The sequence below is a fragment of the Tessaracoccus sp. genome, from assembly GCF_016714275.1.
Classification (GTDB): Bacteria; Actinomycetota; Actinomycetes; order Propionibacteriales; family Propionibacteriaceae; genus Arachnia.
Genome location: NZ_JADJNP010000003.1, coordinates 1 through 22,652, shown reverse-complemented (window position 1 = coordinate 22,652; position 22,652 = coordinate 1). Strand labels below are relative to the sequence as shown.

The window sequence follows — 22,652 nt, the reverse complement described above, 5'->3', positions numbered from 1 at the left end:
GTGCGGCGCATGATCATGCCCTCCGCGTGATGCGGCCGGCGCGGAGTCGCTGAGACCCGAAGCCCGCCAGTGACAGCAGGAGCAGGGATGCTCCCGCAAGGTAGATATGGTCGCGGCCGAGGCCGCCCGTGAGAGGAAGTGCCGGGCCGACCCGAACGGTGCTCCCGATCTGGCCAAGCGACGGCTCCAGCGCCGTCCCAGCGATCACGAACGGGTGCGGCGTGGGGTCAAGCACGTAGCCGGGCGGCGCCGTGGTCGCGACGAGCTGGTAGCTCCCCCATGCGAGGTTCTCCACCGCAAAGCGACCCGGACGCGCGTCCGTATCGACGGCGCAGACCCCCGCGCTCGGCAGATTGGTGCCGAAACAATCGGCAACGGCCCGCTCTGTCGTCGTCGGGTCGGGACCGACGATCTTCCAGGTCGACCCTTTCAGGTGCACGCTGGATGCCGCGGCGTCGACGCTCTCCCACGCGATCCCGCCCGGGAGCGGGACGTTCCTCACGGTGCCGGCATTGACGCCCGCACCCATGGAGACGATGAAATTCCGCACGGTCGGGTCGAGAACGTAGCCCGGTGGATTCGCGGTCTCGACGAGCTGGTGGCTGCCGTGCACGAGGCCGTCGATCCGGAAGTGGCCGGGCCGCGAGTCGCGATCCTTGTGGTCACCCGAGGGGCATGCCGCGTCGTTCGCCGCCACGCAGTCGATGACGTCGACCCCGCTGCCGGGCAGCGAAGGACCGGTGATCCTCCACTCGGTGCCAGCCAACGCGGCTCCGGTGGCATCGTCGACCTTCTCCCAGGTGACCCAGCCCTTGGCCTGATTGGTGAGGACGCAGTTCAGCGTCTGCCCCTCCCTGCCGGTAGAAATGGGGTCCAGCGTCGCCTGGGCGCGGCCGGTCGCGGCCGAGTAGGCCAACGCAGTGCCGCTCAGCGTGCCGCCTCCCGACCACGTGCACGCGTAGGAGTAGGTGTAGTTACCGAGGCTCGCGCCCGACGCTCCTGTCTCCGCGATGGTGTAGGCGACACCAGGGGTGACGGTGACGGGTCCCGCCAGCGGGAGCTGCGAGCCGGTGGTTGACCCGGTCGTGGTGGCCGTTGCGAGGTCGGTCGAGCTGCCGGACTGCCGGACGTCCATTCGGAACTGATCGGTGGATGTGAAGCGGCCGGCGATGCTCTTCTGGAGCGCCAGCTGGGGCGGGGCCTTGGCGGTGTTGGAGATCACGCAGGAGAGCGTCTGTCCCACCTTGCCCGCCGGAATCGCGGGAAGGGTGGCGGACGACACACCCGTCCCCGCACTGTAGGTGAGGACGCCGTTGCCCAGCGTCGAGCTATCCGTCCAGGTGCAGACATAGCTGCTCGTGTACGTGGTCAGGTCCGCCGTCGGCGTTCCCGCGCCCTTCTCGCTGATGGTGTACACCTGCCCTGAGGTGACGGTCACCGGACCCGCCGCGAGCGAGGTGATGCTGGACCCGGTGCCGGTGGTCGTCCGCGTTGCCCGTTCCGTCGGGCCCTCCGCGAGGGTAAGCGTGAACTGGTCGGTGGCGACCCGACTTGGGCCACGCCTTGGAAAGTTGCTTGGTTGAACCCTTTGTGACAAGGGGTGACAGTGTCTGGGAAGGCCTGTTTTCCTGACTAAATCTGGGAGTGTGGGTAGGGTTCAGGCATGGTTTTGCCTCGGATCCGTGTGGTGCCGACGGCCTCTGGTGCCCGTGCGGTGCAGGTGATCTGGCACTACCGTGACAACAAGCCTGTTCTGATCACATCGGCTCGGCTCACACTGACGAAGAACTCGTACTGCTGAACGCGCGTGCGCAGCGCTTGATCGACGACCGGCAACCTCGGCTGGCTCTCGACGGCGACGCCGCCAAGGCTGCGACCGGCTCGGTGGAGGCGCCGCTCGCGATCGCTGGGGAGCGTGCCGGGTATCTCATCGACGCGATCCAAGGCGTGTACCGCAGCCTGGGGTTCGACACCGCTACTAATGGTGACGAGGTGTTCGAGCATTTGGTGATGGCCAGGATCGTGCATCCCGGCTCCAAGCTCGACTCGATCGAGACTCTGGCCGAGATCGGCATCCGGTCCGCGTCGTACCGCACGATCAAGCGCCGGCTCCCGGTGTACGCGAAACCAGGGTTCCAAGACGGATTGACAAGGGCCTGCGCAGCCAAAGCGGGTATCGGCCCCGGTGTCCTGGTGCTCTTCGATGTGACCACGTTGTATTTCGAGACCGACACCCCCTGACGAGCTCCGGATACCCGGATACTCGAAAGAGCGACGTTTGGAGCCCCAAATCACCGTCGGGCTCCTGGCTGATGAGACAGGGTTCCCGCTTGCGGTGGCGGCGTTCGAGGGCAACAAGTCCGAGAAGCTGACCATGCTGCCGATGATCGAGCAGCTGCAACGCACCTACGACCTGACCCGAGTCACCGTGGTCGCCGACTCCGGCATGTTTTCGGCCGGCAACAAGAAGTCGATCATCGATGCCGGACTGGGCTACATCCTCGGCACCAAGTTCGCTCAGGTGCCCTACCCGATCGCGCGGTGGCGGCGCGAACACCCCGACACCGACTATGTCGACGGGCAGATCTGGACGATCGCTGATCGCAGCGGCAGAGGCCCTGACGGGATCCCGCACTCGATCACCTACTACCAGTACTCAGCCGACCGGGCGCGGCGGTCCCGGAAAGGCATCGCCGAACAGGTCCGCAAAGCCGAAGACGCCGTCGCGGGGAAGACCGCGGTGAAACGCAACCGGTACGTCGACCTCCACAAGCCGACCAAGACCGTGAACTACGAACTCGCCGAGAAGAACACCGCGCTGGCCGGGATCAAGGGCTACGAAACCAACCAGATCGACCTCAACGCCGAGCAAGTGATCAACGCCTACCGCCAGCTTCTACGGATTGAGAAGGCATTTCGCATGTCAAAGACCGATCTGAAGGCCAGACCGATCTACCACCGCAAGAAGGACTCGATCGATGCGCACCTGACCATCGTGATGGCCGCGATGGCTGTTGGCCACGAACTCGAACACCGCACGGGGCTCTCCCTACGCCGTCTGGTCCGCACCCTGAAACGCTACCGCACCTTCGAACTCAACATCAACGGCCACATCGTCCACGCCGCCACACCACTCCCCACCGACGCCCAGGCCCTCATCCACCGACTCGCGAAAACCTGACTAATCTGGCCCAAGTCGGGTTGGAGATCACGCAGGAGAGCGTCTGTCCCACCTTGCCCGCCGGAATCGCGGGAAGGGTGGCGGACGACACACCCGTCCCCGCACTGTAGGTGAGGACGCCGTTGCCCAGCGTCGAGCTATCCGTCCAGGTGCAGACATAGCTGCTCGTGTACGTGGTCAGGTCCGCCGTCGGCGTTCCCGCGCCCTTCTCGCTGATGGTGTACACCTGCCCTGAGGTGACGGTCACCGGACCCGCCGCGAGCGAGGTGATGCTGGACCCGGTGCCGGTGGTCGTCCGCGTTGCCCGTTCCGTCGGGCCCTCCGCGAGGGTAAGCGTGAACTGGTCGGTGGCGACGAAACGGCCGTTGGGGAGCGTCTTCTGCAGCGTGAGGGTCGTATCCTTGGGCCAGCAGCTCGCGAGATCGATGGCGACGAAGTCGGACTTCGTCTCGGTTCCTGTCAGCGTTCCCACCGCAGGGTCGACCTTCGCGAAGACGGTTCCGCCGGTGAGAACAGCCTGCTTCCTGGCGAGCCAGAGACTCCCCGCACTGTCAAACGCCATCCCCACCCACGGCAGGAGGAGCGCGTGGGCGGGGGACGAAAGGTGCGTCACCGCGAGGACCGTCGTCCCGTTCCACACCGTCGTCGGCACGGTGTCGAGCCGCAAGATCTCGGAGTTCAAGAGACTGACCGTGGAGCCCCAAAGAATGAGCATCCTGCCCTGGGCGTCGAAGGCGATATCGCCGACCGAGCCCGTGGGCAGCAGCCATGACCACACTCGTAGCGACCTCCATCCTGGCGACCTGCCCGATGAAGACCTTGGTCGACGTGTTGTAGGCGTAGAGCTCGAGGGTGACGGTGGCGACGAGCACCCCGGTCACCCGGAAGCCGCCGAAGTAGTAGTAGTCGTGGGCGCCGACCTTCTTCATGGCGCCGACTCTCACACCATTCGAGGGGTTCCCGAGGCCGGTGTTGCCCCAATAGTCCTGGGTATGGGTGGATTCGGTGGCCAGAAGCTTGTGGATTCTTAGTGTTCCACTCGTCACAATTGCAGCGAACGACGCGCTGCCGTCGGTCGCGATCGCCAAGCCGTCCGTATCCCAATCCTGGGCACCGACGACCCCGTCCGTTCCCTGGCTCGCCAGCCTTTGAGACCGTACATTCGACGTGCTGGAATCGTGGTGATCGAGACTGAAGATACCGGGGATCGTGCAGTAGGACCCGCTCGGCACCGACATCGGCGTGACGCCAACACCCAGGAGAGCCGGTGCCTTCCCTGGCGCATTCGTCGCCGGACCTACGGACTCCTCGTCCGCAGCCTCTCTCTTCGTGGACTCAGGCTCCTCATCCCTGTCCGGATCCGCTTCGGCGTCATCGACAGGCGCTGTGCCGGGATCCTTCTTCGGCTCCGAATCCGCGGGTTCCTGCTTTTCCTGGTCTTGCGGGTCCAGCACTTCTGCAGGTCCTGTCGGCTCCTCCGAGAGATCCTCTGGATCCTGTGCCTCGGGGTCTTCCGCAGGCGACGTCGCGTCGGGATCAGGAAGCTCGGCTGACACCGGAACTGCGGGTTCCGGTGTTTCCCCAGCGGCTCCCTCCGCCCATGAAGAGGCCATGGGGACCGTGAAAAGGGCCAATGCCGTGAGGGCCACAATGAGGGCGCGACAAAGCGCGGGCACATTGAGGCTCTCCCACCTCAACGACCGTTTCTGCGTTCTTGGGAAAGCCTCACCGTTGGCCAACTTCTATCCCACCGAGTTGGTCGTGCGTCCCCCACGCTTAACCTCTGTCAAGATCTGCCAGGCGCGCATCTCCGCTGCAACACTGGTCTAGTCAGTCATGCACCGCTGGCCCCTGAATCATGACTCAGCGCGTTTCGCAAGTCAACTAGGAGACGTTCCCTGAGCTCCGGCGACCGACAATCACCTACACCTAGGGGTGTGTCCCGGTATTTGGGTGCTGTTTGGCGGCGGGTGGGCTTATCGTTGCCCGGGAGCCTGGAAAAAGACCTGGTGGCGGTGGGGGTAAGATAGCTCGTCCTAACGCGTTCACGCAGGGCCAATCCGACCGCAACGATCCCACCTTCGCCCACAAGGGCACCCCATTTTTGACGGCATCTTTTCCCCCACCAACTCAGTCGCGCTCCCCCAAGCATGACCTTCGCCACGTGTACTGGGTCTCCCAAGGTTGATCCAGAATCAACTTTAGTTGACTGCCCAGCGAGAGCATCATGGACCCAAAGTGGTTGACCTGTCAACTGCGCCCGCGTGGCGCGCGTTCGGACACCCCGAAGGCAGATGGAGAGGGAGCGGTCGGCGTCGACCGAGAAGGTGCTCAAATGGCCACTGATGAGGGGAAATAAGGTTGCCCGGCCGCCGCTCCGCTCGTGTAGCGCGACACGAGCAGGAGCGACGACCGGGGAAACCCCCACCGGCCATTCGGCTCACGTGACGGACTCCGGCCTTGCTCAGCCTGGGGACGGCACCCATGGCTGGGAAGGAACCCGCGTCCAGCACGCTAACAGTGAAGACCCTCAAGACCCTGGCCAGATGACGCCGGGAGAGCCAGCGATCTACTTAAGTACCAAGACTGTCCACTCAAGTGGGTCGGCCGGCGGGATCCCCCGTGATCTCGCCGTCGCTGTCGTCCTCGGCGATATGCAGGTGCGCGGGAACGGCGGTCATCCCGGTCAGATTCCTCCTACACCCCTCCCCAATTGACCGGCGGAGGGCAAGCCGGCGCGTCAGTTCGTCCAGCCGGAAGCCGTGGCCTGGGCGGCCTCGACATCGCTCAGCATGACGCAGACCCGCAGCCGGTGCTGGGTGTGCAGCACTCGTGAAAGCTGGGTGTGCTCAACAGCCAGGGTGGCAGCTAGAAGACTTCGACCGCGCACCTCGCTCCGGGGACGCGCGGGAGCTTGGCGTCGTGGGTGATGAGCGGCGCTGCGAGCCGCTCCGCGAGGGCGAGGTAAGCGGCGTCGTACGTGGTGGCGTTCTCGCCGAGTCCCCACGCGCGATCCGCGACAGACTCGAACGGCCAGAGTCGGAGGGGCGCCGCCATCACGGCGGCGACGGCGGTTTCCGCTTGCGCCGGGCTGAGCAGCCCCGCATTTCGTTGGCGGCGCAGAACGTTCATTGCTTCCACGCGGACGTGCGCAGGGGCGTGGAGATCTTCGCCGACGAGACGCCCAGCCAAGGCGCCCGCGTTGGGGTCAAGAACCACCTCAAGAAGGGCCGACGCGTCGATAACAGCGCTCACCTGCGATCGGCCTCTCTCGCTTCAAGGATGTTCTCAGCCACTTCGGGCGCGATAGTCGCGGCCAGCCGCCTCGACTCGCTCAGCCACTCGTCGACGCTCGGCTCGGATGCAAGGCGGTTGAGCTCGCCCGCCAGGTACTCCTGGAGGGAGCGCCCAGTCCGTGCGGCACGCTCGGCGAGTGCGTCCCGCGTTTCGTTGGGGACATTCCGCACCGTGATGGAGATCGTCATGCATGCATTTTAGCGGCATCCATGCTCCGGCGTCACGATCGCTCGAAGGCCACGACGAGGGCGTGCTCAGAGGTGTTCACGGGTACCAAGTCGGCGTGGCCTGCTTCGATGGTGACGCCAGCGCGGCTCAGGGCCCGCCAACGATGCGCTCGTGTTCTGGTTTCCAGGGTCTCGCCCGTGCTGTCGAGCAGTGTCCATTCGATTGTCCAGAGCACATGCGTCGCATCGATGGGGTCGGCTTTTCCGCGTGTCACGATTCTGTGCTCGCCGACCGCCACGTCTCCGAAGTCCATCCAAGGAAGCGTCGTGACCTCGCTGGGTGGTTGGAGTGTCATGACGAATCGCGCCCCGGGTGCCAGTCTGTCCCGAAGCGTGTTCCACAGCATCATGCGTTCACTGGGCGGATTCAATCGGTCGTCGCAACACCTCGATCATGGAGGTGTGTGGTGGCGGGTTCGAGGAAGTCGTGGCCGGAGCAGCCGGTGGGGGCACGTCGGCAGTGGGCAGCGGATCGGGCCTTGCGGCCGGCGATGCGGTCGCCGGGGCGGCCCGAGCCGTCGCGCGCGGTGCAGCGAGCGTTCTGGCGTTTGATCGCCCAGGGGGTCCGGACCGAGGACGCGGCGGTGGGCGTGGGCGTGTCGACGCCGGTCGCGTCGCGCTGGTTCCGTCACGCTGGCGGGATGACACCGATCAGTCTTGTTGAGCCCACTGGCCGCTATCTGTCGTTCGCTGAGCGGGAGGAGATCGCGGTGCTGAACGCTCAGGATCGCGGGGTGCGGGAGATCGCTCGCCGGATCGGTCGGGATCCCTCGACGATCTCTCGTGAGCTGCGTCGCAACGCTGCCACCAGGGCTGATCGGCGGGGCTATCGCGCTGGAGTGGCGCAGTGGAAAGCACAGCAAGCAGCGAAGCGACCCAAGAAGGCCAAACTCGCTACCAACCCGGCGTTGCACGCCTACGTCCAGGACCGCCTTGACGGGCAGGTGCGCCGCCCGGACGGCACGGTCGTGGCCGGGCCCCGGGCAACGGCGTGGAAGGGGAGGAACAAGCCGTTTCGGCAGGACCGCCGTTGGTCGACCGCCTGGAGCCCGGAACAGATCTCCCATCGGCTGAAGATCGATTTCCCCGATGATGAGTCCATGCGTATCAGCCACGAGGCGATCTATCAGTCCTTGTACATCGAAGGACGCGGCGCGTTGAAGCGGGAACTGGTCGCCTGCCTGCGTACCGGGCGCGCGCTACGCGTGCCTCGCGCCCGGACCAAGAACAAGCCGCAAGGCCATGTGACCGCGGATGTGGTGATCAGCGAACGCCCTGCTGAGGCAGCCGATCGTGCCGTGCCCGGCCACTGGGAAGGGGACCTGATCATCGGCACCGGACGTTCCGCGATCGGCACCCTGGTCGAGCGCAGCAGCCGCTCGACACTGCTGGTCCACCTACCCCGGCTGGACGGCTGGGGCGAGACCCCGCGGGTTAAGAACGGTCCCGCGCTGGGCGGATACGGTGCAGTCGCGATGAACACCGCACTGACCACGTCCATGACCAAGCTGCCCGAACAACTCCGCAAGACCCTCACCTGGGACCGCGGCAAAGAACTCGCCGGTCACGCCGTGTTCGCCCTCGACACCGGCACGAAGGTCTTCTTCGCCGACCCCCACAGCCCCTGGCAGCGGCCCACGAACGAGAACACCAACGGGCTGCTACGCCAGTACTTCCCGAAGGGAACCGACCTGTCCCGATGGACCGCCGACGACCTCGAGGCCGTTGCTCTCGCCCTCAACAACCGGCCCCGCAAGACCCTCGGATGGAAGACCCCCGCCGAGGTATTCACCGAACAGCTACAGTTACTCGAACAAGGCGGTGTTGCATCGACCAGTTGAACTCGCCCTGTCTTCGAGGTGTCCGATCGCGTTGAACATGATTCCGGCCGACCACTGGGAGGGCAGGTGTTCCAGAGCTTGGGGAAACGCCATCGGGACGATCGTGGTCCTCGACATCAGCTCTGGATCATGGGCGATGGTCGTCATGAGGCCGGCGCGCATGGCCCTGGACGGTTCGACGGCGAACAGCCGCTCCGCGCCCAGGTCCTGCAGCGCCGGCAGGCAGCTGCCGACGCCGGAAGCGATGTCGACGACGGCGCCGCCTGGTAGCGGCCCGAGGAGGTCACGCACCGCGGCATCGAGCTCGCCCCTGGTTCCGGCGACCAGCGCTGCATACCACTCGGCGTTGTCGGTGTAGAAGTCTTCGGTCATACTAGGATCCTACGTTATTGAGAGTGATTGTCACTCTCATGTTAACCTAGATTCGAAGGACACTCCTGAGAACATCCCGTGCGCCAGGTCGCCGTTGGAGGGCTTGGCCCGTCGTCGCCGTCGTCGCAGTGACGCTCGCGGCCTGTTCGGCTCCTGGTGCCGGTTCTGAGCCCGGCCAGAGCTCTGGTGGCGACCCGCTGCGTATTGTCGTCGCGGGCTCGCCGACGGCGAGCTCACTCGATCCGCATTCCTCGTTCGCGAACGAATCGGACGCCGTGCGCGCGGCTCTGGTCTACGACGCCCTGACACGGCCGGACGGGAAGGGCGGTACGGAGCCGGCGCTTGCCGAATCGTGGGAGCCGGATCCTGACCTGCAGACGTGGACCATCAGGATCCGCGAGGGCGTGACCTTCAGCGATGGCAGGCCCGTGCGCGCCGCCGACGCCCTGTACTCGTTGCAGCGGATCGGGCAGATGGGCGCAGAGAACTTCGGGCGTCTCGCCGAGGTGGACGGTGCTGCGTCGTCCGCGCCGGACGACCACACTCTGCGGATCGTGCTGCACAGCCCGAACGCGGGATTGGCGCAGGCGCTCGAGGCGGTGTCGATGGTGGTTCCGGAGGGCTCGGATGACTTCACGTCTCCGGTTCCCGGTTCTGGCCCGTTCGTCGTCACCGATTCGGATGCTCAGACCACCACGTTGAAGCGCAACGACGATTGGTGGGGGCCCAAGCCGCCGGCGGAGACGATCGAGCTGCGGGCGGTTCCCGATCTGCAGGCCAGGGCGGCTGCGGTGACCTCCGGTGAAGCGGACTTCGCGGGCAATGTGAGCCCTGCTGCCGCGCGCGCGGCGGAACAGTCCGGTGATGCTCAGGTAGTGCGGCGCCCGGGTGTCACGCTATATCCGCTCGTCATGAGGTTGGACACCGCCCCGTTCGACAACCCGAAGGTACGCGAAGCGATCAAGCTGGCGATCGACCGCCAGGCACTCGTTGACACCGTGTTCCTCGGCCTGGGCAGCGTCGGCGACGACGTGCTCTCCCCGAACGCCGGCCCGGTGATCGAGCAGCGCACCCGCGACGTGGAGCGCGCCCGCGCGCTCCTGGCCGAAGCCGGCTATCCCGATGGGTTCGATGTGAAACTGCAGAGCACCGCCATGTATCCGGGGATGGACACCACCGCCACACTCGCGGCCGAACAGCTCGCTGAGGCGGGGGTCCGTGTCGAGGTGTCGCTTGAACCGGCGGACACCTACTTCACCCAGGTGTGGGGAAGCGCCCCGTTCTACATCGGCTACTACGGCGGCATCCCGTTCTCGGATCTCGCCCGCATCGCGCTCATCTCGCCGTCGCCTGCGAACGAGACCGCGTGGACCTTCCCCGAGTGGGATGCGACGTTCGCTGAGGCCCTCGCCACGGCCGACGACGCTGAGCGCGCAAAGATGTTCGGTGAGCTGCAGCGGGAGGTACAGCTCGACGGCGGGTATGTGGTCTGGGGCTTCGGCGACGGAGTCGACCTCGCTGCCGAAGGGGTGACGGGGGCTCCGACTGGTCCTGGGTTCTCGCGGCTGTATCTCGATCAGTTGTCGAAGACGTCTTAGCGGTGATCCGCAGGCTGTCCGCCCGTCTCGTGCGCGCCGCGGTGGCACTGGTTGCGGTGTGCGCGTTCGTCGGGCTGGCGGTCGAGCTGATGCCCGGCGACGCGGCCGAGATCCGGGCGGGCAGCTACGCGACGCCAGAGGACATCGAGCGGATCCGCGCCGAACAGGGGCTCGACCGCCTGGCGATCGTGCGCTGGTTCGCCTGGGCGGCCGGCGCTCTGCACGGAGATCTCGGCGCCTCGGCAGTTTCCGGGCGTCCGGTGAGCGAGATGATCGCGCAGCGCCTACCAATCACGGCGACCCTCGCCGGCCTCGCGGTTCTCATCGCCATCCCGCTGGCCGCTGCCGCGACTGTTCCCGCAGCTCGGGCGGCTGCACGAGGACGCCGCACGGCCGGTGTCGGCCTCACTGCAGCAGTCGCGATCCCGCAGGTCGTTGTCGCGGTAGGGCTCATCGCCTTGTTTGCAGGTGTGCTCGGCTGGTTCCCGGCCGTGTCCTTCCTCGCCCCAGGCGTGCCCCCGCTCGCTCAACCGGATCGGCTGGTGTTGCCCGTGGCGACTTTGGCTCTGCCTTCAGCAGCATTCGCAGCGGTGTTGATCCGCGGAGCAGCCGTCGACGCGATCACCTCCCCTCACGTTCGCGATGCCCGCCTGCGCGGAGTGCCCAGAGTCACAGTCGCGATGCGCTATCTGGCGAGGCCGCTCGCTGCGCCGATCGTGCAGGTGTCCGCGGTCGTCGGCGGTTCCCTCATCGCGGGGACGGCACTGGTCGAAGCCGTGTTCGGGATCTCTGGTCTGGGCGAGATGCTGGTGACCGGCGTCGCCACCCGAGATGTCGCCGTCGTGCAGGCCATCGCGATGCTCGGCGCGATCGCGGTGCTCGCAGGACTCTTGGTTGCCGACCTTCTCGGCGATATCACGGCCTACCGAAGAGAACGGGGCGCATCGTGACGATCGTGCGGATCGCACTAGCCGCGGTCATGCTCTTCCTGGCGATGGCCGGCGGGATCCTTGCGCCGTATCCGATCAACGCCGTGGTCGGGCAGCCATGGGACACGCCGTCGGCGACAGCACTGCTTGGCACCGACTCGCTCGGTCGGGATGTGCTCTCACGAACGCTGCACGGCGGAACCATGCTCTCCCTCACAGCGTTGGCCGGTGGGCTGGCGACGTCGGTGCTGGGCACCGCCCTCGGTATGTTGGCCGGCTGGTGCGGCGGTCTCTTCGACCGCGCCACGCGGGCAGTCGCCGATGTACTGCTGGCGTTCCCCGTCCTGCTCGCCGCACTCGTGCTGGCACTTGCTCTTCCCGGCCCGGTCGCCGTGGTCGTCGGTTCGGTGTTGATCGGTGCGCCACTCACCGCCCGGCTCATCCGCGAAAGCACCCGCCAGATCAAGGATGCCGCGTTCGTCGAGGTCGCTGTCGCTCGCGGCGAGACCACGACCGCCATCCTCGGGCGCGAGATCCTGCCGGCGCTCTCCGGGATCGTCACAGCCGATATCGGGATGCGGTTCGTCGTCGCCCTGCAGCTCGCCTCTGCGCTCGGGGTGCTCGGCTTCGGGGCACGACCACCCGCGCCCGACTGGGCGCTCATGCTGCGCGAAGACCTTCCCGGCGCGGTGCTCAACCCCGGGGCCGTCGTCGCGCCGGCCATCGCGCTCACCGTGCTCGCCTGTGGCATCGCGCTCGCCTCGGCCGGCATCACCGCCCGGGAACGTCGATGAGTCCCGGTCTCGACGTGCGCGACCTGACGATCGCGAGCGAAGACGGCCTCCGTGTGCTGGACAGCGCAACGCTTCAGGTCAGGCCCGGCACTATCGTCGCGGTGCGTGGCCCATCGGGAAGCGGAAAGTCAACGCTGCTGTCGGCCGTGCTCGGGGCATTACCACCAGGCCTGCGCCGTATCCGAGGAACCGTGACCTGGACAGGTCAGCCCATACCCACCGGCACCAAAGCCAGACGCTGGCGCCATCGCGAAGTGGGCGTCTGCGCTCAAGAATCAGGCGCAAGCCTGCACCCTCACCACAGCGTCCTCTCCCTCGCCGTCGAACACATGAGAGATACTCCAGAGGCCCGCCGCCACGCGACGGAGTTGCTCGCGCAGCTCGGACTCGACGAGACGTACGCAAGCCGCAAACCCGGCCAGCTCTCCGGCGGGCAAGCACAGCGAGTCGCGCTATGCCGCGCCCTCCTGCCGCAGCCGCGGTTGCTCATACTCGATGAGCCCACTCGGGGACTCGATACAGACGCGGCAGCAGCCGTGCACACCCAGCTGGCGGCGGCGCGCGCGGCCGGCACAGCAGTGCTCATCGTCACCCACGACGACAGACTCTCCGTCCTCGCCGACGACGTCGTCTCACTCGACCCCGTTCATCCGACCCCGATCCGTCCGCACACGAGCCGGACGCCCGATAGGCCCAGACGGGTGCTCCTCGAGATCAACAACCTCGTCCTGGCACAACCCAAAGGAGCCACACCGGTGCTGCGCGTCGAAGCGCTGGAGATTCACGCAGGTGAGCGAGTCGTGATCCTTGGCCCGTCAGGGAGCGGGAAAACCACAATGCTGCGCACGATCGCCGGCCTGCACCACCCAGAGAGTGGGGAACTGCGACTCAACGGTATCCCCCTCCGAACGGTGCGGGAACGCGATACCGAGACACGCGCAGCCGTCCAGGTTGTCGGCCAGAACCCGTACCAAGAACTTAACCCGGCACATCGAGTCCGCACCGCGGTTCGGCGCCCCCTCCAACTTCTGCGCGGGCAGTCGCGGGCAACTGCCGCGGAGGTTACCGACCACACGCTCGCGAGGCTCGGTCTCGACCCTGAGACCCACCGGAGACGTCCATCCGCAATCTCCGGCGGACAACGACAACGCGTCTCGCTCGCAAGAGCCCTCGCAGTCGGTCCGGCACTACTGCTCGCGGACGAACCAACCTCAGCCCTCGACGCCGCCACAACAACTTCGATCATCGGCCTGATCGACGAGGCATGCAACAACGGGCTCACCGTGCTCCTCGCAACGCATGACGAAACACTCACGCACTGGGCAGATCGGACCCTCCGCATCGTGGACGGAGCACTGGTCGAAGTTCGCCCGCCATTCGCTTTGCCAGCCCCGTGAGCGCGCCAGGCAGACCAGACACTCCTGAAACGACGAAACCCCCGGCCAACTGGCGTTGACTAAGGGTTTTATGCCGGTGGGCCTAACTGGACTTGAACCAGTGACCTCTGCCTTATCAGGGCAGCGTCATCCCTAGTCCAAAGCCATCTCGGTACGAACCTAGGCGAGCCCGATCGAGTCTGCGTCTACAACCTCCCCCCCACTCTTCGACCCCCCTTTCGCGAGCCCCGCCGAGATGCGCCGCGAACCTGTGCCCGTAGAGGTCGAGTGTGACCTTCGCGGACTTGTGCCCCAGCGCGTACTGGACATCCTTAACGGTAGCTCCCGAGGCGATCATCAAAGAGGCTGCGGTGTGCCGCAGATCGTGGACGTCCATCTTCGGAAGCCTCGCCGCCTTGACGGCCTTCGTGAACACGCGCGCCCGCCAGTTGTCCGCATTCAGCCGGGCTCCGCGTGGGGACACGAAGAGCGGCTCCGTCCGGTCGCGGTCGAGATCCAGGAGCTTGAGGACGGCGGGGAGGATCGGCACGTCGCGGGCCTCTCCGTTCTTCGACTTAGGGATCCGCAGCCGTCGCCGCTTCCGATCCACGTCGCCGACGTTCGCGGCGACGGCCTCGCTGATCCGCGGCCCGCAGGTCCCGAGCAGCCAGATCATCGCGCGGTACTCCCCGGCCGCCACGGCGAGCCGGCGCAGCTTCTTGATCGTGAGGAACTGCGGGTCGTCTTTCGCGGGCTTCCCGACATCGACGCCGCGGGCGGGGTTGCTGTCCAGGTGCCCGCGCTTGACCGCGATGTCGAGAGAGCAGCGCAGCACCTGCACGGCCTTGGCCTTCGTCGCCGCGGCGGCCGGGCGGAGCCCCCGGGTGCCGTCCGGCTGCCGCGGACCGTGCTCGGCCTGCAGGTTGGAGGCCCAGACCTGCACGTCTTGGTGGTCGATGTCGCCGGCCATCGTGTCGCCGAAGCGAGCCCGGACGTGGCCGGCGCCCGCGCGGAGAGCGTTGATCGAGTCTCGGCTGAGGTGCTGCTTCCCCGCGAGGTACTCGTCGATCAGGCCGTCGAGCGGCACCGCCGGCCTCGGCCTCGAGGGTGCCTGCGCGAGCAGCTTCCGCTCCCACTCCTTTGCGTCGGCCTTGATCTCGAAGGCCTTGGTGGGGTGGCCCTCGACGACTACGCGCCACCGCTTCCCCGTTCCGCTGCGGCGGGTCGGCGCACCATCCCGGCCGCGCCACAGATCCTGGATTGCCATGCCGGGGTCTCCGTTCAGGGGAAGTGGACGTATTCGAGGCGGGCATCGATCCAGGCGCGATCGTCGAGGGTCAGCGCCTCCGCTCGCGCGGTGACGGTATCGGCGTCGACGTCGAGTTGGTCGGCGATCACGACCGCGCAGCGGGACCATGCGGCGGCGCGTCGGCGAGGTGCACGATGTCGACCAGCAGGAGCGCGGTCTCGCGCCGCACGGCGGCTTCCTCGCGGCGCCGGACACGCAGCAGGTAGGGGCCACGGGCGACGTGTACGAGTTCGTGGGTGAGGGCGACGCGCTGGGCGGGGACGGGGAGGCGCGGGTCGAGAAGGATCGTGCGCCGGGACCAGCAGATTTGGGCGCGTGTGGGGACGGGTTGCCAGAGGAGTTGCCAGCCGGGGAGCGCTGCGAACACCTGCCAGGGATCGAACATGCGGACGATTATTGCGGGCGGGTCCGACAGAAACTTGCCCCCACCCCTAGAGGTAGGGGTTACTCGTCCTTCTTCTTCGCGGGGATGAACGATCCGATCAAAACAACCACGGGCATTCCAAGGATGATGGCGCCGCCAGCGATATTGCCGAGCGCCAGCATCGGGATGGCAGCCAGCACGCAAACCAGGGCAAGCATGCCCGCCCAAGCCTGTCCGTTCTTGTCGATCTCGTGGCGGTTCTTGACGATCGCGTCTTCTCGATCTGATACCTGAACTGTCTGGGACTCGTAGACCTTCAACAGGCGCTCCCCCATCCCAGGTACCACTTGGTCGTAGCGAGCCAGTGTTTCGGGATCGGCCATCGGGCCGATCCACTGGCGCTGGACTAGCGCTTCGAGGGTCTGGACGGTGACGAGTTGGTCGATCCCGGGGAGAGGGTCCTCAATCGCTGGATAGCCTGCGCTTGCCGCTCGTGCGACTGCCGGATCTGCCCCTGGACCGTCTCCGTGGGGAACAGGCGAATACTCCGGAACCCGTTCAAGATTGCCTCGCTGCTCATGGCTCGATGCTACCTCGCCTTCCTGTGTGTCGGGTCCAAGCCCCTCATTCTGATCCATCCTCTTTCCTCCCCGACGTGCGACGTGCCCGGTTCAAGGTACCGCACCAGCCGTCAGAGCTTGCCCCAGACCCCGCAGCCCTGGTTCTTGAACTCCTGCCCCTTGCGCAGGGTCACGGTCGGGCGACCGCCGGTCACCAAGTCGTTGTCAACGATCCGGCCATCCTTGCTGATCTCCCAGTAGCAGATGTCTCCGGTGAAGGCTTCGCGGAGCCGGTACTCGCCGGGCTTGATGTCCTCGCCGACCATCCACACGCCCTCGTAGATCGACTTCGCCTCGGCCTTCTTCTCGGCGATCCCGACGGCCTTCTCTCTCGCGGTCAGGCTCGACTCCTGGTCGTCCAACTCGTCGGCACGCTCGTCAAGCTCCGCCTCGCGGTCGTCGAGGCCGTCGGCTCGCTCATCGAGTTGAGCTTCCCACGTGTCGGCGGCCGCCTCTCGCCGGGCCACGGCGTCTTTTGCTTCGTCCATAGCGCCCAGTGCGGCGTCGCGCTGCTCGGTGGCGGTCGCGAATGAGGTCTTGAAGTGGTCACGTTCGGCTGTGAGGGTGTGGACCTTCGCGCTCCACTTGCTGATGGTGCTCTCGGCGATCCCGCCGGCGATGCTGGCGCCGAGCGCGAGGCCTGCGACGGCCGCGATGGCGGGGATCATCCACCGCGGCCTTGTCTTCGCCGGGGGCGCGGGTGGGATGGGCGGTTCGATCCAGGCCGCCGTTTGGGCTGGCTCATCGGGTTGTGTCGGCTCGACATACTCGGGGCCGGATTCACTCGACACGGAACCCACCCCAAGCCTCCACCTTGTCGGCGAACCCTTCGGGCACGGACACCACCCAGTTGAAGGGCATCCGGTAGACCGCAACACCCGGGTCATGGGTGAGCAGGCTGCCCATCGTGACGGTCAGGTCGATGTCGTTGCCCTCGACCTCAGGGTAGAAGTGAGCGATAACGCGAGGGTCGGCGCACTTCGCGCCGTACTCGTCGAGCCGCTCCTCCCAGGTTGGGCAGGTGAGCCCGACGTCGGCCAGCTCGGCCTTCAGTTCGTCAAGCGAGTCGACCCGGAGCGGCTGCACCATCACCGTGGCGGTGACCGTAGGGCCGGGCGCCGTTACGGTGACGGCCACCATCGGTGCCGGCGTGGCGGCTCCTCCGCATGCGGTTAGTGCCGCGAGCGCGATCAGCCCCAGAGCCGCGGTCCTCTTCATGTTCCCCACCTACGCGGGGTTCATCCCGCCGTCGTCTTGTGATTCTTCGCCCGCGTCCTGCTGTGGATCGCGGGCTGTGTTGATTGTGTCATGTCCCCTGCCGTCGCGTGCGGACGGGGGTGAAGTTAGGTCGCTGCCGTCGGCTGCGGCCCAGTCGACCATCACGTTGCCGTCGTCGACCATCGCTTCGTGCTTCGGCGTCATCGCGCCGTCGACGACGCGCAGCCTCTTCTTCGCCTCAGGTGCCGAACCATCATTGCTACCTCCTTCACTCACGAACGCCTTGATCATCTGATCGAGGGCGTCCCTCTGACGTTGCGTGAGCGACGCGGCTTCCGCGGTCGGGACGTACGGCCCGAGTTCCCCCGCTGGCTTGCCGGCCAGACGGCGCAGTTCCCGAACGTCGACGCCGAGCCCGACCGCCAGAGCCGCTAGCGTTGACTCCGGCGGGTTGGTGCCGTGCTCGCCGCGAAGGTACTTCGCGATGACGCTACGACTGAGCGGATGGCCGCCCCGCCGGGCTGCTGCCGCGATGTCGTCGATGCTGCGGTCCAGCTTCGCGTTTGCGAGGTAGGTCGACAGATCGCTCACGACAGCCACCGTGCACGATGCGCGCCGACTAGTGCAATGGGCAGTGTGTAGGACATGTGCACAAATTACACGGGTTGAACTCCGATAGCCCTACTCAACCGCCAATCAGAGCGCCGTCAGGGTGCACAACCCTATGCACTCTTGCGCGGTACACGGTACACGTGTACTGTGTACCACAGGAGGTTCGATCAATGAACAAGCAGCCCACCTGGGTCCGAAAGAAGTCGGCAAGCGTGACCGACTCGCGCGCTCGGTTCCGCCTGTCCTCGCTGGACCGTCTGCACGCCGCCATGACCGCGCGAGACATCACGTCGGGCTACCAGCTCGCTCAGGCATCCGGGGTCAACGTGTCCACCATCAACCACCTGGTGCACGGTCATCGACGCACCGCGTCAGCCGCGACAGTGCGCGGCATTCGGGAGGCGCTAGGTCCGGTCGCAGACGACCTCTTCGTGCTCGAAAAGTCTCAGGTCTCCGTGGACCATGCGTCCGTCCCGTCGAAGCGGAGGGCCGCATGAGCATGAACACGGGACGCCTCATCAACGACACCTACCGCCCGGAAGGACACTCAGCATGAACTCCATCACCCCGTTCCAGTTCGAGGACCACCAGGTCCGTGTCGTCGAGATCAACGGCGAGCCCTGGTTCGTCCTCGCCGATCTCTGCAAGGTCCTCGACCTCGCCAAGCCCAGCCGCGTCGCGCGATGCGGGATCGCCGATGACATGAGGGGTGCTCACCTGATGAGCACCCCTGGCGGCTCGCAGGAGATGACCATCGTGTCCGAGGCGGGCATGTACGAGGTCGTGATCCGCTCGGACAAGCCCGAGGCCGTCACGTTCCGCCGCTGGATCACCGCCGAGGTACTCCCTCAGATCCGCAGGACAGGCGCCTACGCCACCCCCACCGCGGCTCCGGTGTTCCAGCTCCCGCAGACCCCTGAGATCACTGCTGGTGAGCTCGAGCACGCCCACTGGTAGGTGCGCGACTCGGTGCCGCCTGGGGACTCGCATGGGTCATCGTGGCGCAGATCCCGGTCCGACCTTTCATCGTGCTCATCGCCCCGGCCTCACCCGACCGAATGAAAGATGCCCTCACCCGCGGCAGCGGGTGTGGGCGACAGATCAATTAGAAAGGACATCGGATCGTGGCCAACCCTACTTCCACCTGATGACGAGAGCACAGGTGCTTGAGATCGTCGAGGCGGCCCGCGCAGCGGGCCGGCGCGCGGACCTCAGGGGCGCGTACCTCAGGGGCGCGGACCTCACGGGCGCGTACCTCACGGGCGCGGACCTCACGGGCGCGTACCTCACGGCCTCCGCGCGGCCCACGGGCGCGTACCACGGGCGCGTACTACGGGCGCGGACTCACGGGCGCGTACCACGGGCGCGGATCTCAGGGGCGCGTACCACGCGGCGCGTTCACGTGCGCGGACCTCAGGGGCGTACCACGGGCGCGTACCTGGGGCGCGGCCTCACGGGCGCGTACCTCTCACGGGCGCGTACCACGGGCGCGCGTACCACGGGCGCGTACCTAGGGCGCGGGATCTCAGGGCGCGTACCCTCACGGGCGCGTACCTCACGGGCGCGTACTCCACGGGCGCGGACCTCAGGGGCGCGCACTTCTCGGGAAGGGCGCGTACTTCGGAGCGCGCATGGTTCCGCGGCTGGCCCCACGTCCAGGTTCTGCCCTCCGGCGACGCCTTGTACGGCCCCACCGCAGAACGGCTGGCGTCACCGTCGGCTGCTACGCACCACAAGACCTGACCAGCTCCGTGAGCCGGTCTCCAGGACGAGGGATGGCCCGGAATCCAGGGGTGCCGAGGTCGCCCCGGGCCGACGCCCCGGGCCTGCTCGCCTGCCATCGCGCTGTGTGAGCCCCACGAGGCGCTGCACCCGACCGCCGTCGCTATCCGCCAGGCGGGCCAGGAAGAGGAAGCGCATCCGGGAGGCCGTCAAGGCTGAACTGGAAGCGGCGGAGTGTAGGCGTGACCGGCCCCGGGCTCTGGCTCATCACTGCCGCGCGCTCATCATCTGCGCACCTCAAGATCGGAGATAAACCAATGACCACCGCTATCGCGACGCCCGCGGATGCGGCCTCTCACAACCGTGCCGGTCGAGCGAGTCCCGTCCTCCCGCGAGGCCGTCAAGCTGACCGGCCTGTCGCGGGACGAGCTGCAAGCGCACGCCCGTACCGGCACGGTGCGGCTTCACTGCGACGCCGCACCCCTGCGGTCCCCTTCCGATCCTTCCCTTCGCACCTCGTCGAGGACGTCAAGGGGCTGTCGCGGAGGGGGAAGACGCGATGAACCGCAACCTTCCTGACCCGAATCAGTCGCGCGTTCGAGCGGGCCTCTTGTTCTGGGATCCGGCTGGGCGTTGTTCGGCTGGGTCGCAGCCTTCGTGGGCATGGTCGGGTTCGCGATCGTGTGTGGCTGGCGGTGACGCTGTGAGCGCCGTCGTCTTCCCATGTGGGTCCTGCACCGGCTACCTGGTTCGCCGCGACGCCTGGCGGTGGAGTGCGACAAGGAGCGACCGCTCCCGACGTCGCGGAGTTGATCGAGACCGACGAGCTGCAGCCTGGGCTGCCGCGCTGAAGGCCTGCGCGAGCAGGCTGACAAGATCCGTGACGCCGTCGGGCGACCTGGTGCGGGACTTCCGCCTCAAGCTTCATCGAATCGGGCCACTGCCCGGTCGAGGTTGAGGAGCTGGTGACCTACCACGCCTTGATCCTCGAGCCGCATCTGCCGTCGCTCTCTCCTCCCCGCCGATGTGCAGGTCAGCATCCAGGTCCCTGCTCTCAGCCCGTTCCGGAGCAGCTGCATCACTGCACACGCGAGGCCGACGGCAGATGGCGCGCGCGCAACTCATGACTGGCGAACCGATCGCCGGTGTTGGCGACCCGTGGGCACCTGGATCATGGCCACCTTCACCAGCTCTGGCGAGGGCGTGGCGTGGCGCTCCGGGAGAAGGCCGCCACCACCGACTTCAGGTCCGCATTCAACGGAAGCGGGACTACGAACCGCTGCGCCCGCAAAACCCACTAACCGGCCCGCGTGGTTGCTGATCCTCCTCGCCGGCATGGACAAGGCCGGAAGTCCTGGCCGCCGCCGAGGCATCGAAGTCGCCTCTCGTCGGCCGCACCTACCGGATCACCTGGTGGCGTGAGGGACGACCCTGACGAACTCCATGGCCTGGTCAGCGACTTCGACATCGTTTGAGTTACTTTTGACGGCCCTACACTGGGATTCTGGGCGCCGTCCGAGCGGTCAACGCGGTTGAGACCGAGGAGACGCAGCCGAGCTCGATCGTCCTCGACTCGATGTCGATGGTGGCTGATGCTCACCGACGAGGCCCAGACGATCGCGGAATTGTGCCGCGGGCCCGAGGGCCGCGAAGGTCGGTAAGGCTTTCGTTCCCTGGTTGATGACGTGTCGATCGGTGTCGACTTGTGGAACAAGGCCGCTGCGAAGTGGCGTGCAGGTTGATGGACGCGTGCGCGCACCGCGGCCTCGTGATCCCTGCACCGCTCGCTTCGAACTCGTCACCGCCGCGGACCGCATGACCAGCCGACAAAGGACAAGGAGTGGAAGGTCGAGGCCTGCTGCGTCGCCGCCCCACGACGTGACCCTCACCATCCAAATGCGGTCCCGCACCGACTGGTCATCACGGGTGTCTGCGCCGCTGCCCATCAGACCGATCCGGACACTCACCCCGTTCCCGTCGGCCGGACTGCGCCCGACGTGTGGCGCCTCGGGATCGACAAGGTGACCGGATCGGAGCTACCGGACACCCGGACGGGCAGCGTCGCTCGCAGTCGAGATACACAGGCAGCTGCCGATCTCCTCGCCCGCGCGGAGAAGGTCTGCCGACATGGGAGCGCCTCGACAGCTGGTGGATGACCCACCACGGCGAGCCGATCTCAGCTACCGACTTCGCCGCCTCTCGCAGTGGTCGAGGAAGGGCGAGGAGACCTACGCGGCAGCGCCGCGGAATGCTTTCGCCTCCGCGCCGCCGAGGAACCCGCCGCCGCGCCTGCGGGGGGCGCGCCTGCCGCGCTCGTTGCGGCTTCGGTGGCCGACGGGGACCGGATGCGGCACCTCCTCTCGCACTCCGACCGTCTCGGGATCACCTCCCGCGAAGAGCGCCTGTTCTACGCCGCCGCCCCGGCGGCCGACCAGACCTCACCTCGGCGAGCGATTCTCACCAGCGGAACTGCGTCCCTGCTACCACCTCACCAGCCCTCCCCGACCGGGAGGCCCTCGAAACCTACCTCGCCCAGGTAGCGGAGCCCAGCCATGCTCTTAACACACCCCAACCCGCCGTCGAGATGACACCTGCTGAGGTGTACGCCGCGCCTACCTGCTGTCCTACGGCCTGAAGGCGGCACTCGACGACGCCAAGGCCGAAGCCGACGCGTTCCGCCGCCAGACCCGATCGAAGCAGCTCGAGACCGACTTCGGCCTGCGTGTACTCTGACCCGCACGAAGGACTCTATCCAGGTCCCCGACGAGGCCGCGCTGCTGGCCTGGTGCGAGGAACACTACCGGAGTCGATCACCCGGGACCGTGTCCTCCCCCGCGGTGACCGCCTGAAGACGCAGCGGTGGGCGATCGTCGGCGACGACGTGATCGATACCCGCCGTACCGGGGAGGTCGTCGAGGTCGCCGCCGTGCAGCGCGGCGGGGTCGAAAACCCGATCAGAGGGCCACGCCGCAGGCGAAGGCGTACGCGGCGGGCAGCAATGGCCGGTCGGGTGCCTCTGTATGGTCGTCGACTTCGCCGGGATCAAACACCAACGCGTGTCTTCGCCGGGCCGAGCTCGGGGAGGGCTGAGCCGTGGCGAACGACACCCTCATCACCGTCGTCGGCCCTCACCGCAGACCCGAGCTGAGGTTCGCCCCGTCGGGTATCGCGGTCGCGAACTTCACCATCGCC

At 66.8% G+C, this 22,652-nt stretch carries 22 protein-coding genes, 1 tRNA gene and 3 pseudogenes; 12 read left to right on the top strand and 14 right to left on the bottom strand.

Features of this window, described 5'->3' with window-relative positions:
* Positions 1-13: 13 nt before the first annotated feature.
* Positions 14-1,597, bottom strand: a complete 1,584-nt coding sequence (locus IPJ61_RS13290) for an MSCRAMM family protein (protein WP_366505642.1) — start codon at positions 1,595-1,597, stop codon at positions 14-16.
* Between the two features lie 66 nt (positions 1,598-1,663).
* Here IPJ61_RS13290 and IPJ61_RS13285 point away from each other — a divergent pair, with 66 nt between their 5' ends.
* From IPJ61_RS13285 to IPJ61_RS13275, 3 genes are read left to right on the top strand one after another with little or no spacing between them, the layout of a single operon-like run.
* Positions 1,664-1,801 (top strand): hypothetical protein, encoded by a 138-nt coding sequence (locus IPJ61_RS13285; protein WP_297108283.1) that lies wholly within the window; start codon positions 1,664-1,666, stop codon positions 1,799-1,801.
* 17 nt (positions 1,802-1,818) lie between these two features.
* Positions 1,819-2,241: a hypothetical protein gene (locus tag IPJ61_RS13280; protein WP_297108279.1), complete on the top strand. Its 423-nt coding sequence runs from the start codon at positions 1,819-1,821 to the stop codon at positions 2,239-2,241.
* Positions 2,219-3,181, top strand: a complete 963-nt coding sequence (locus tag IPJ61_RS13275; protein WP_366505403.1) for an IS1634 family transposase — start codon at positions 2,219-2,221, stop codon at positions 3,179-3,181. Before IPJ61_RS13280 ends, IPJ61_RS13275 begins: the two co-directional genes overlap by 23 nt.
* On the opposite strand, the gene IPJ61_RS13270 is transcribed toward IPJ61_RS13275, so the two are convergent.
* From IPJ61_RS13270 to IPJ61_RS13250, 5 genes are all read right to left on the bottom strand, one after another.
* Positions 3,156-3,743 carry a hypothetical protein gene (locus IPJ61_RS13270; protein WP_297108276.1) on the bottom strand — a complete coding sequence of 196 codons (588 nt, stop codon included), beginning with the start codon at positions 3,741-3,743 and terminating at the stop codon, positions 3,156-3,158. The genes IPJ61_RS13275 and IPJ61_RS13270 overlap by 26 nt on opposite strands.
* On the bottom strand, positions 3,733-4,737 hold the full coding sequence (locus tag IPJ61_RS13265) for an ICP22 family protein (RefSeq protein ID WP_297108273.1): 1,005 nt from the start codon (positions 4,735-4,737) through the stop codon (positions 3,733-3,735). Before IPJ61_RS13265 ends, IPJ61_RS13270 begins: the two co-directional genes overlap by 11 nt.
* 1,312 nt (positions 4,738-6,049) lie before the next feature.
* Positions 6,050-6,436: a type II toxin-antitoxin system VapC family toxin gene (locus IPJ61_RS13260; protein ID WP_297108270.1), complete on the bottom strand. Its 387-nt coding sequence runs from the start codon at positions 6,434-6,436 to the stop codon at positions 6,050-6,052.
* Entirely contained in the window at positions 6,433-6,666 is a 234-nt protein-coding gene (locus IPJ61_RS13255; RefSeq protein WP_297108267.1) for a FitA-like ribbon-helix-helix domain-containing protein, read from the bottom strand. The genes IPJ61_RS13260 and IPJ61_RS13255 overlap by 4 nt, the downstream gene beginning before the upstream one ends.
* A gap of 32 nt (positions 6,667-6,698) precedes the next feature.
* The gene (locus tag IPJ61_RS13250) at positions 6,699-6,959 is read right to left on the bottom strand and encodes a hypothetical protein (RefSeq protein ID WP_297108264.1); all 261 of its coding nucleotides are present in this window, start codon (positions 6,957-6,959) and stop codon (positions 6,699-6,701) included.
* A 237-nt stretch (positions 6,960-7,196) separates the two neighbouring features.
* Between IPJ61_RS13250 and IPJ61_RS13245 the strand changes: the two genes are divergently transcribed.
* Positions 7,197-8,546, top strand: coding sequence for an IS30 family transposase (locus IPJ61_RS13245; protein ID WP_459251304.1), 1,350 nt, complete (start codon positions 7,197-7,199; stop codon positions 8,544-8,546).
* On the opposite strand, the gene IPJ61_RS13240 is transcribed toward IPJ61_RS13245, so the two are convergent.
* Positions 8,511-8,918, bottom strand: coding sequence for a class I SAM-dependent methyltransferase (locus tag IPJ61_RS13240; RefSeq protein ID WP_297108261.1), 408 nt, complete (start codon positions 8,916-8,918; stop codon positions 8,511-8,513). The two genes, IPJ61_RS13245 and IPJ61_RS13240, sit on opposite strands and share 36 nt — an antisense overlap.
* A 275-nt stretch (positions 8,919-9,193) precedes the next feature.
* On the opposite strand from IPJ61_RS13240, the gene IPJ61_RS13235 reads away from it, so the two are divergent.
* From IPJ61_RS13235 to IPJ61_RS13220, 4 genes are read left to right on the top strand one after another with little or no spacing between them, the layout of a single operon-like run.
* On the top strand, positions 9,194-10,516 hold the full coding sequence (locus IPJ61_RS13235) for an ABC transporter substrate-binding protein (protein WP_297108258.1): 1,323 nt from the start codon (positions 9,194-9,196) through the stop codon (positions 10,514-10,516).
* A gap of 2 nt (positions 10,517-10,518) precedes the next feature.
* Positions 10,519-11,466 carry an ABC transporter permease gene (locus IPJ61_RS13230; protein ID WP_297108256.1) on the top strand — a complete coding sequence of 316 codons (948 nt, stop codon included), beginning with the start codon at positions 10,519-10,521 and terminating at the stop codon, positions 11,464-11,466.
* A 5-nt stretch (positions 11,467-11,471) separates the two neighbouring features.
* Complete coding sequence (locus IPJ61_RS13225) at positions 11,472-12,239, top strand: ABC transporter permease (protein ID WP_297108254.1); 768 nt, start codon at positions 11,472-11,474, stop codon at positions 12,237-12,239.
* Positions 12,236-13,636 (top strand): ABC transporter ATP-binding protein, encoded by a 1,401-nt coding sequence (locus IPJ61_RS13220; RefSeq protein ID WP_297108251.1) that lies wholly within the window; start codon positions 12,236-12,238, stop codon positions 13,634-13,636. Before IPJ61_RS13225 ends, IPJ61_RS13220 begins: the two co-directional genes overlap by 4 nt.
* Before the next feature lie 77 nt (positions 13,637-13,713).
* On the opposite strand, the gene IPJ61_RS13215 is transcribed toward IPJ61_RS13220, so the two are convergent.
* From IPJ61_RS13215 to IPJ61_RS13190, 7 genes and pseudogenes are all read right to left on the bottom strand, one after another.
* Positions 13,714-13,807, bottom strand: a tRNA-Ile gene (locus IPJ61_RS13215).
* 82 nt (positions 13,808-13,889) lie between these two features.
* Positions 13,890-14,291, bottom strand: a pseudogene (locus IPJ61_RS22225) (tyrosine-type recombinase/integrase); the annotation flags it as partial.
* Between the two features lie 718 nt (positions 14,292-15,009).
* Entirely contained in the window at positions 15,010-15,309 is a 300-nt protein-coding gene (locus IPJ61_RS13210) for a hypothetical protein (protein WP_297108248.1), read from the bottom strand.
* A 59-nt stretch (positions 15,310-15,368) separates the two neighbouring features.
* Positions 15,369-15,926, bottom strand: a complete 558-nt coding sequence (locus IPJ61_RS13205; RefSeq protein ID WP_297108245.1) for a hypothetical protein — start codon at positions 15,924-15,926, stop codon at positions 15,369-15,371.
* Positions 15,927-15,979: 53 nt separating this feature from the next.
* The gene (locus tag IPJ61_RS13200; protein ID WP_297108242.1) at positions 15,980-16,576 is read right to left on the bottom strand and encodes a hypothetical protein; all 597 of its coding nucleotides are present in this window, start codon (positions 16,574-16,576) and stop codon (positions 15,980-15,982) included.
* Positions 16,577-16,688: 112 nt separating this feature from the next.
* Positions 16,689-17,126, bottom strand: coding sequence for a hypothetical protein (locus IPJ61_RS13195; RefSeq protein ID WP_297108239.1), 438 nt, complete (start codon positions 17,124-17,126; stop codon positions 16,689-16,691).
* A gap of 9 nt (positions 17,127-17,135) precedes the next feature.
* Complete coding sequence (locus IPJ61_RS13190; protein ID WP_297108236.1) at positions 17,136-17,717, bottom strand: helix-turn-helix domain-containing protein; 582 nt, start codon at positions 17,715-17,717, stop codon at positions 17,136-17,138.
* A gap of 191 nt (positions 17,718-17,908) precedes the next feature.
* On the opposite strand from IPJ61_RS13190, the gene IPJ61_RS13185 reads away from it, so the two are divergent.
* The 4 genes and pseudogenes from IPJ61_RS13185 to IPJ61_RS22215 all read left to right on the top strand — a co-directional run.
* On the top strand, positions 17,909-18,235 hold the full coding sequence (locus IPJ61_RS13185; RefSeq protein ID WP_297108234.1) for a helix-turn-helix domain-containing protein: 327 nt from the start codon (positions 17,909-17,911) through the stop codon (positions 18,233-18,235).
* 55 nt (positions 18,236-18,290) lie between these two features.
* Positions 18,291-18,695: a BRO-N domain-containing protein gene (locus IPJ61_RS13180; RefSeq protein ID WP_297108231.1), complete on the top strand. Its 405-nt coding sequence runs from the start codon at positions 18,291-18,293 to the stop codon at positions 18,693-18,695.
* 31 nt (positions 18,696-18,726) lie between these two features.
* Positions 18,727-19,017: pseudogene (locus tag IPJ61_RS22220) on the top strand (pentapeptide repeat-containing protein); the annotation flags it as partial.
* Between the two features lie 266 nt (positions 19,018-19,283).
* Positions 19,284-19,481 (top strand): annotated as a pseudogene (locus IPJ61_RS22215) (hypothetical protein); the annotation flags it as partial.
* Positions 19,482-22,652: the final 3,171 nt, after the last annotated feature.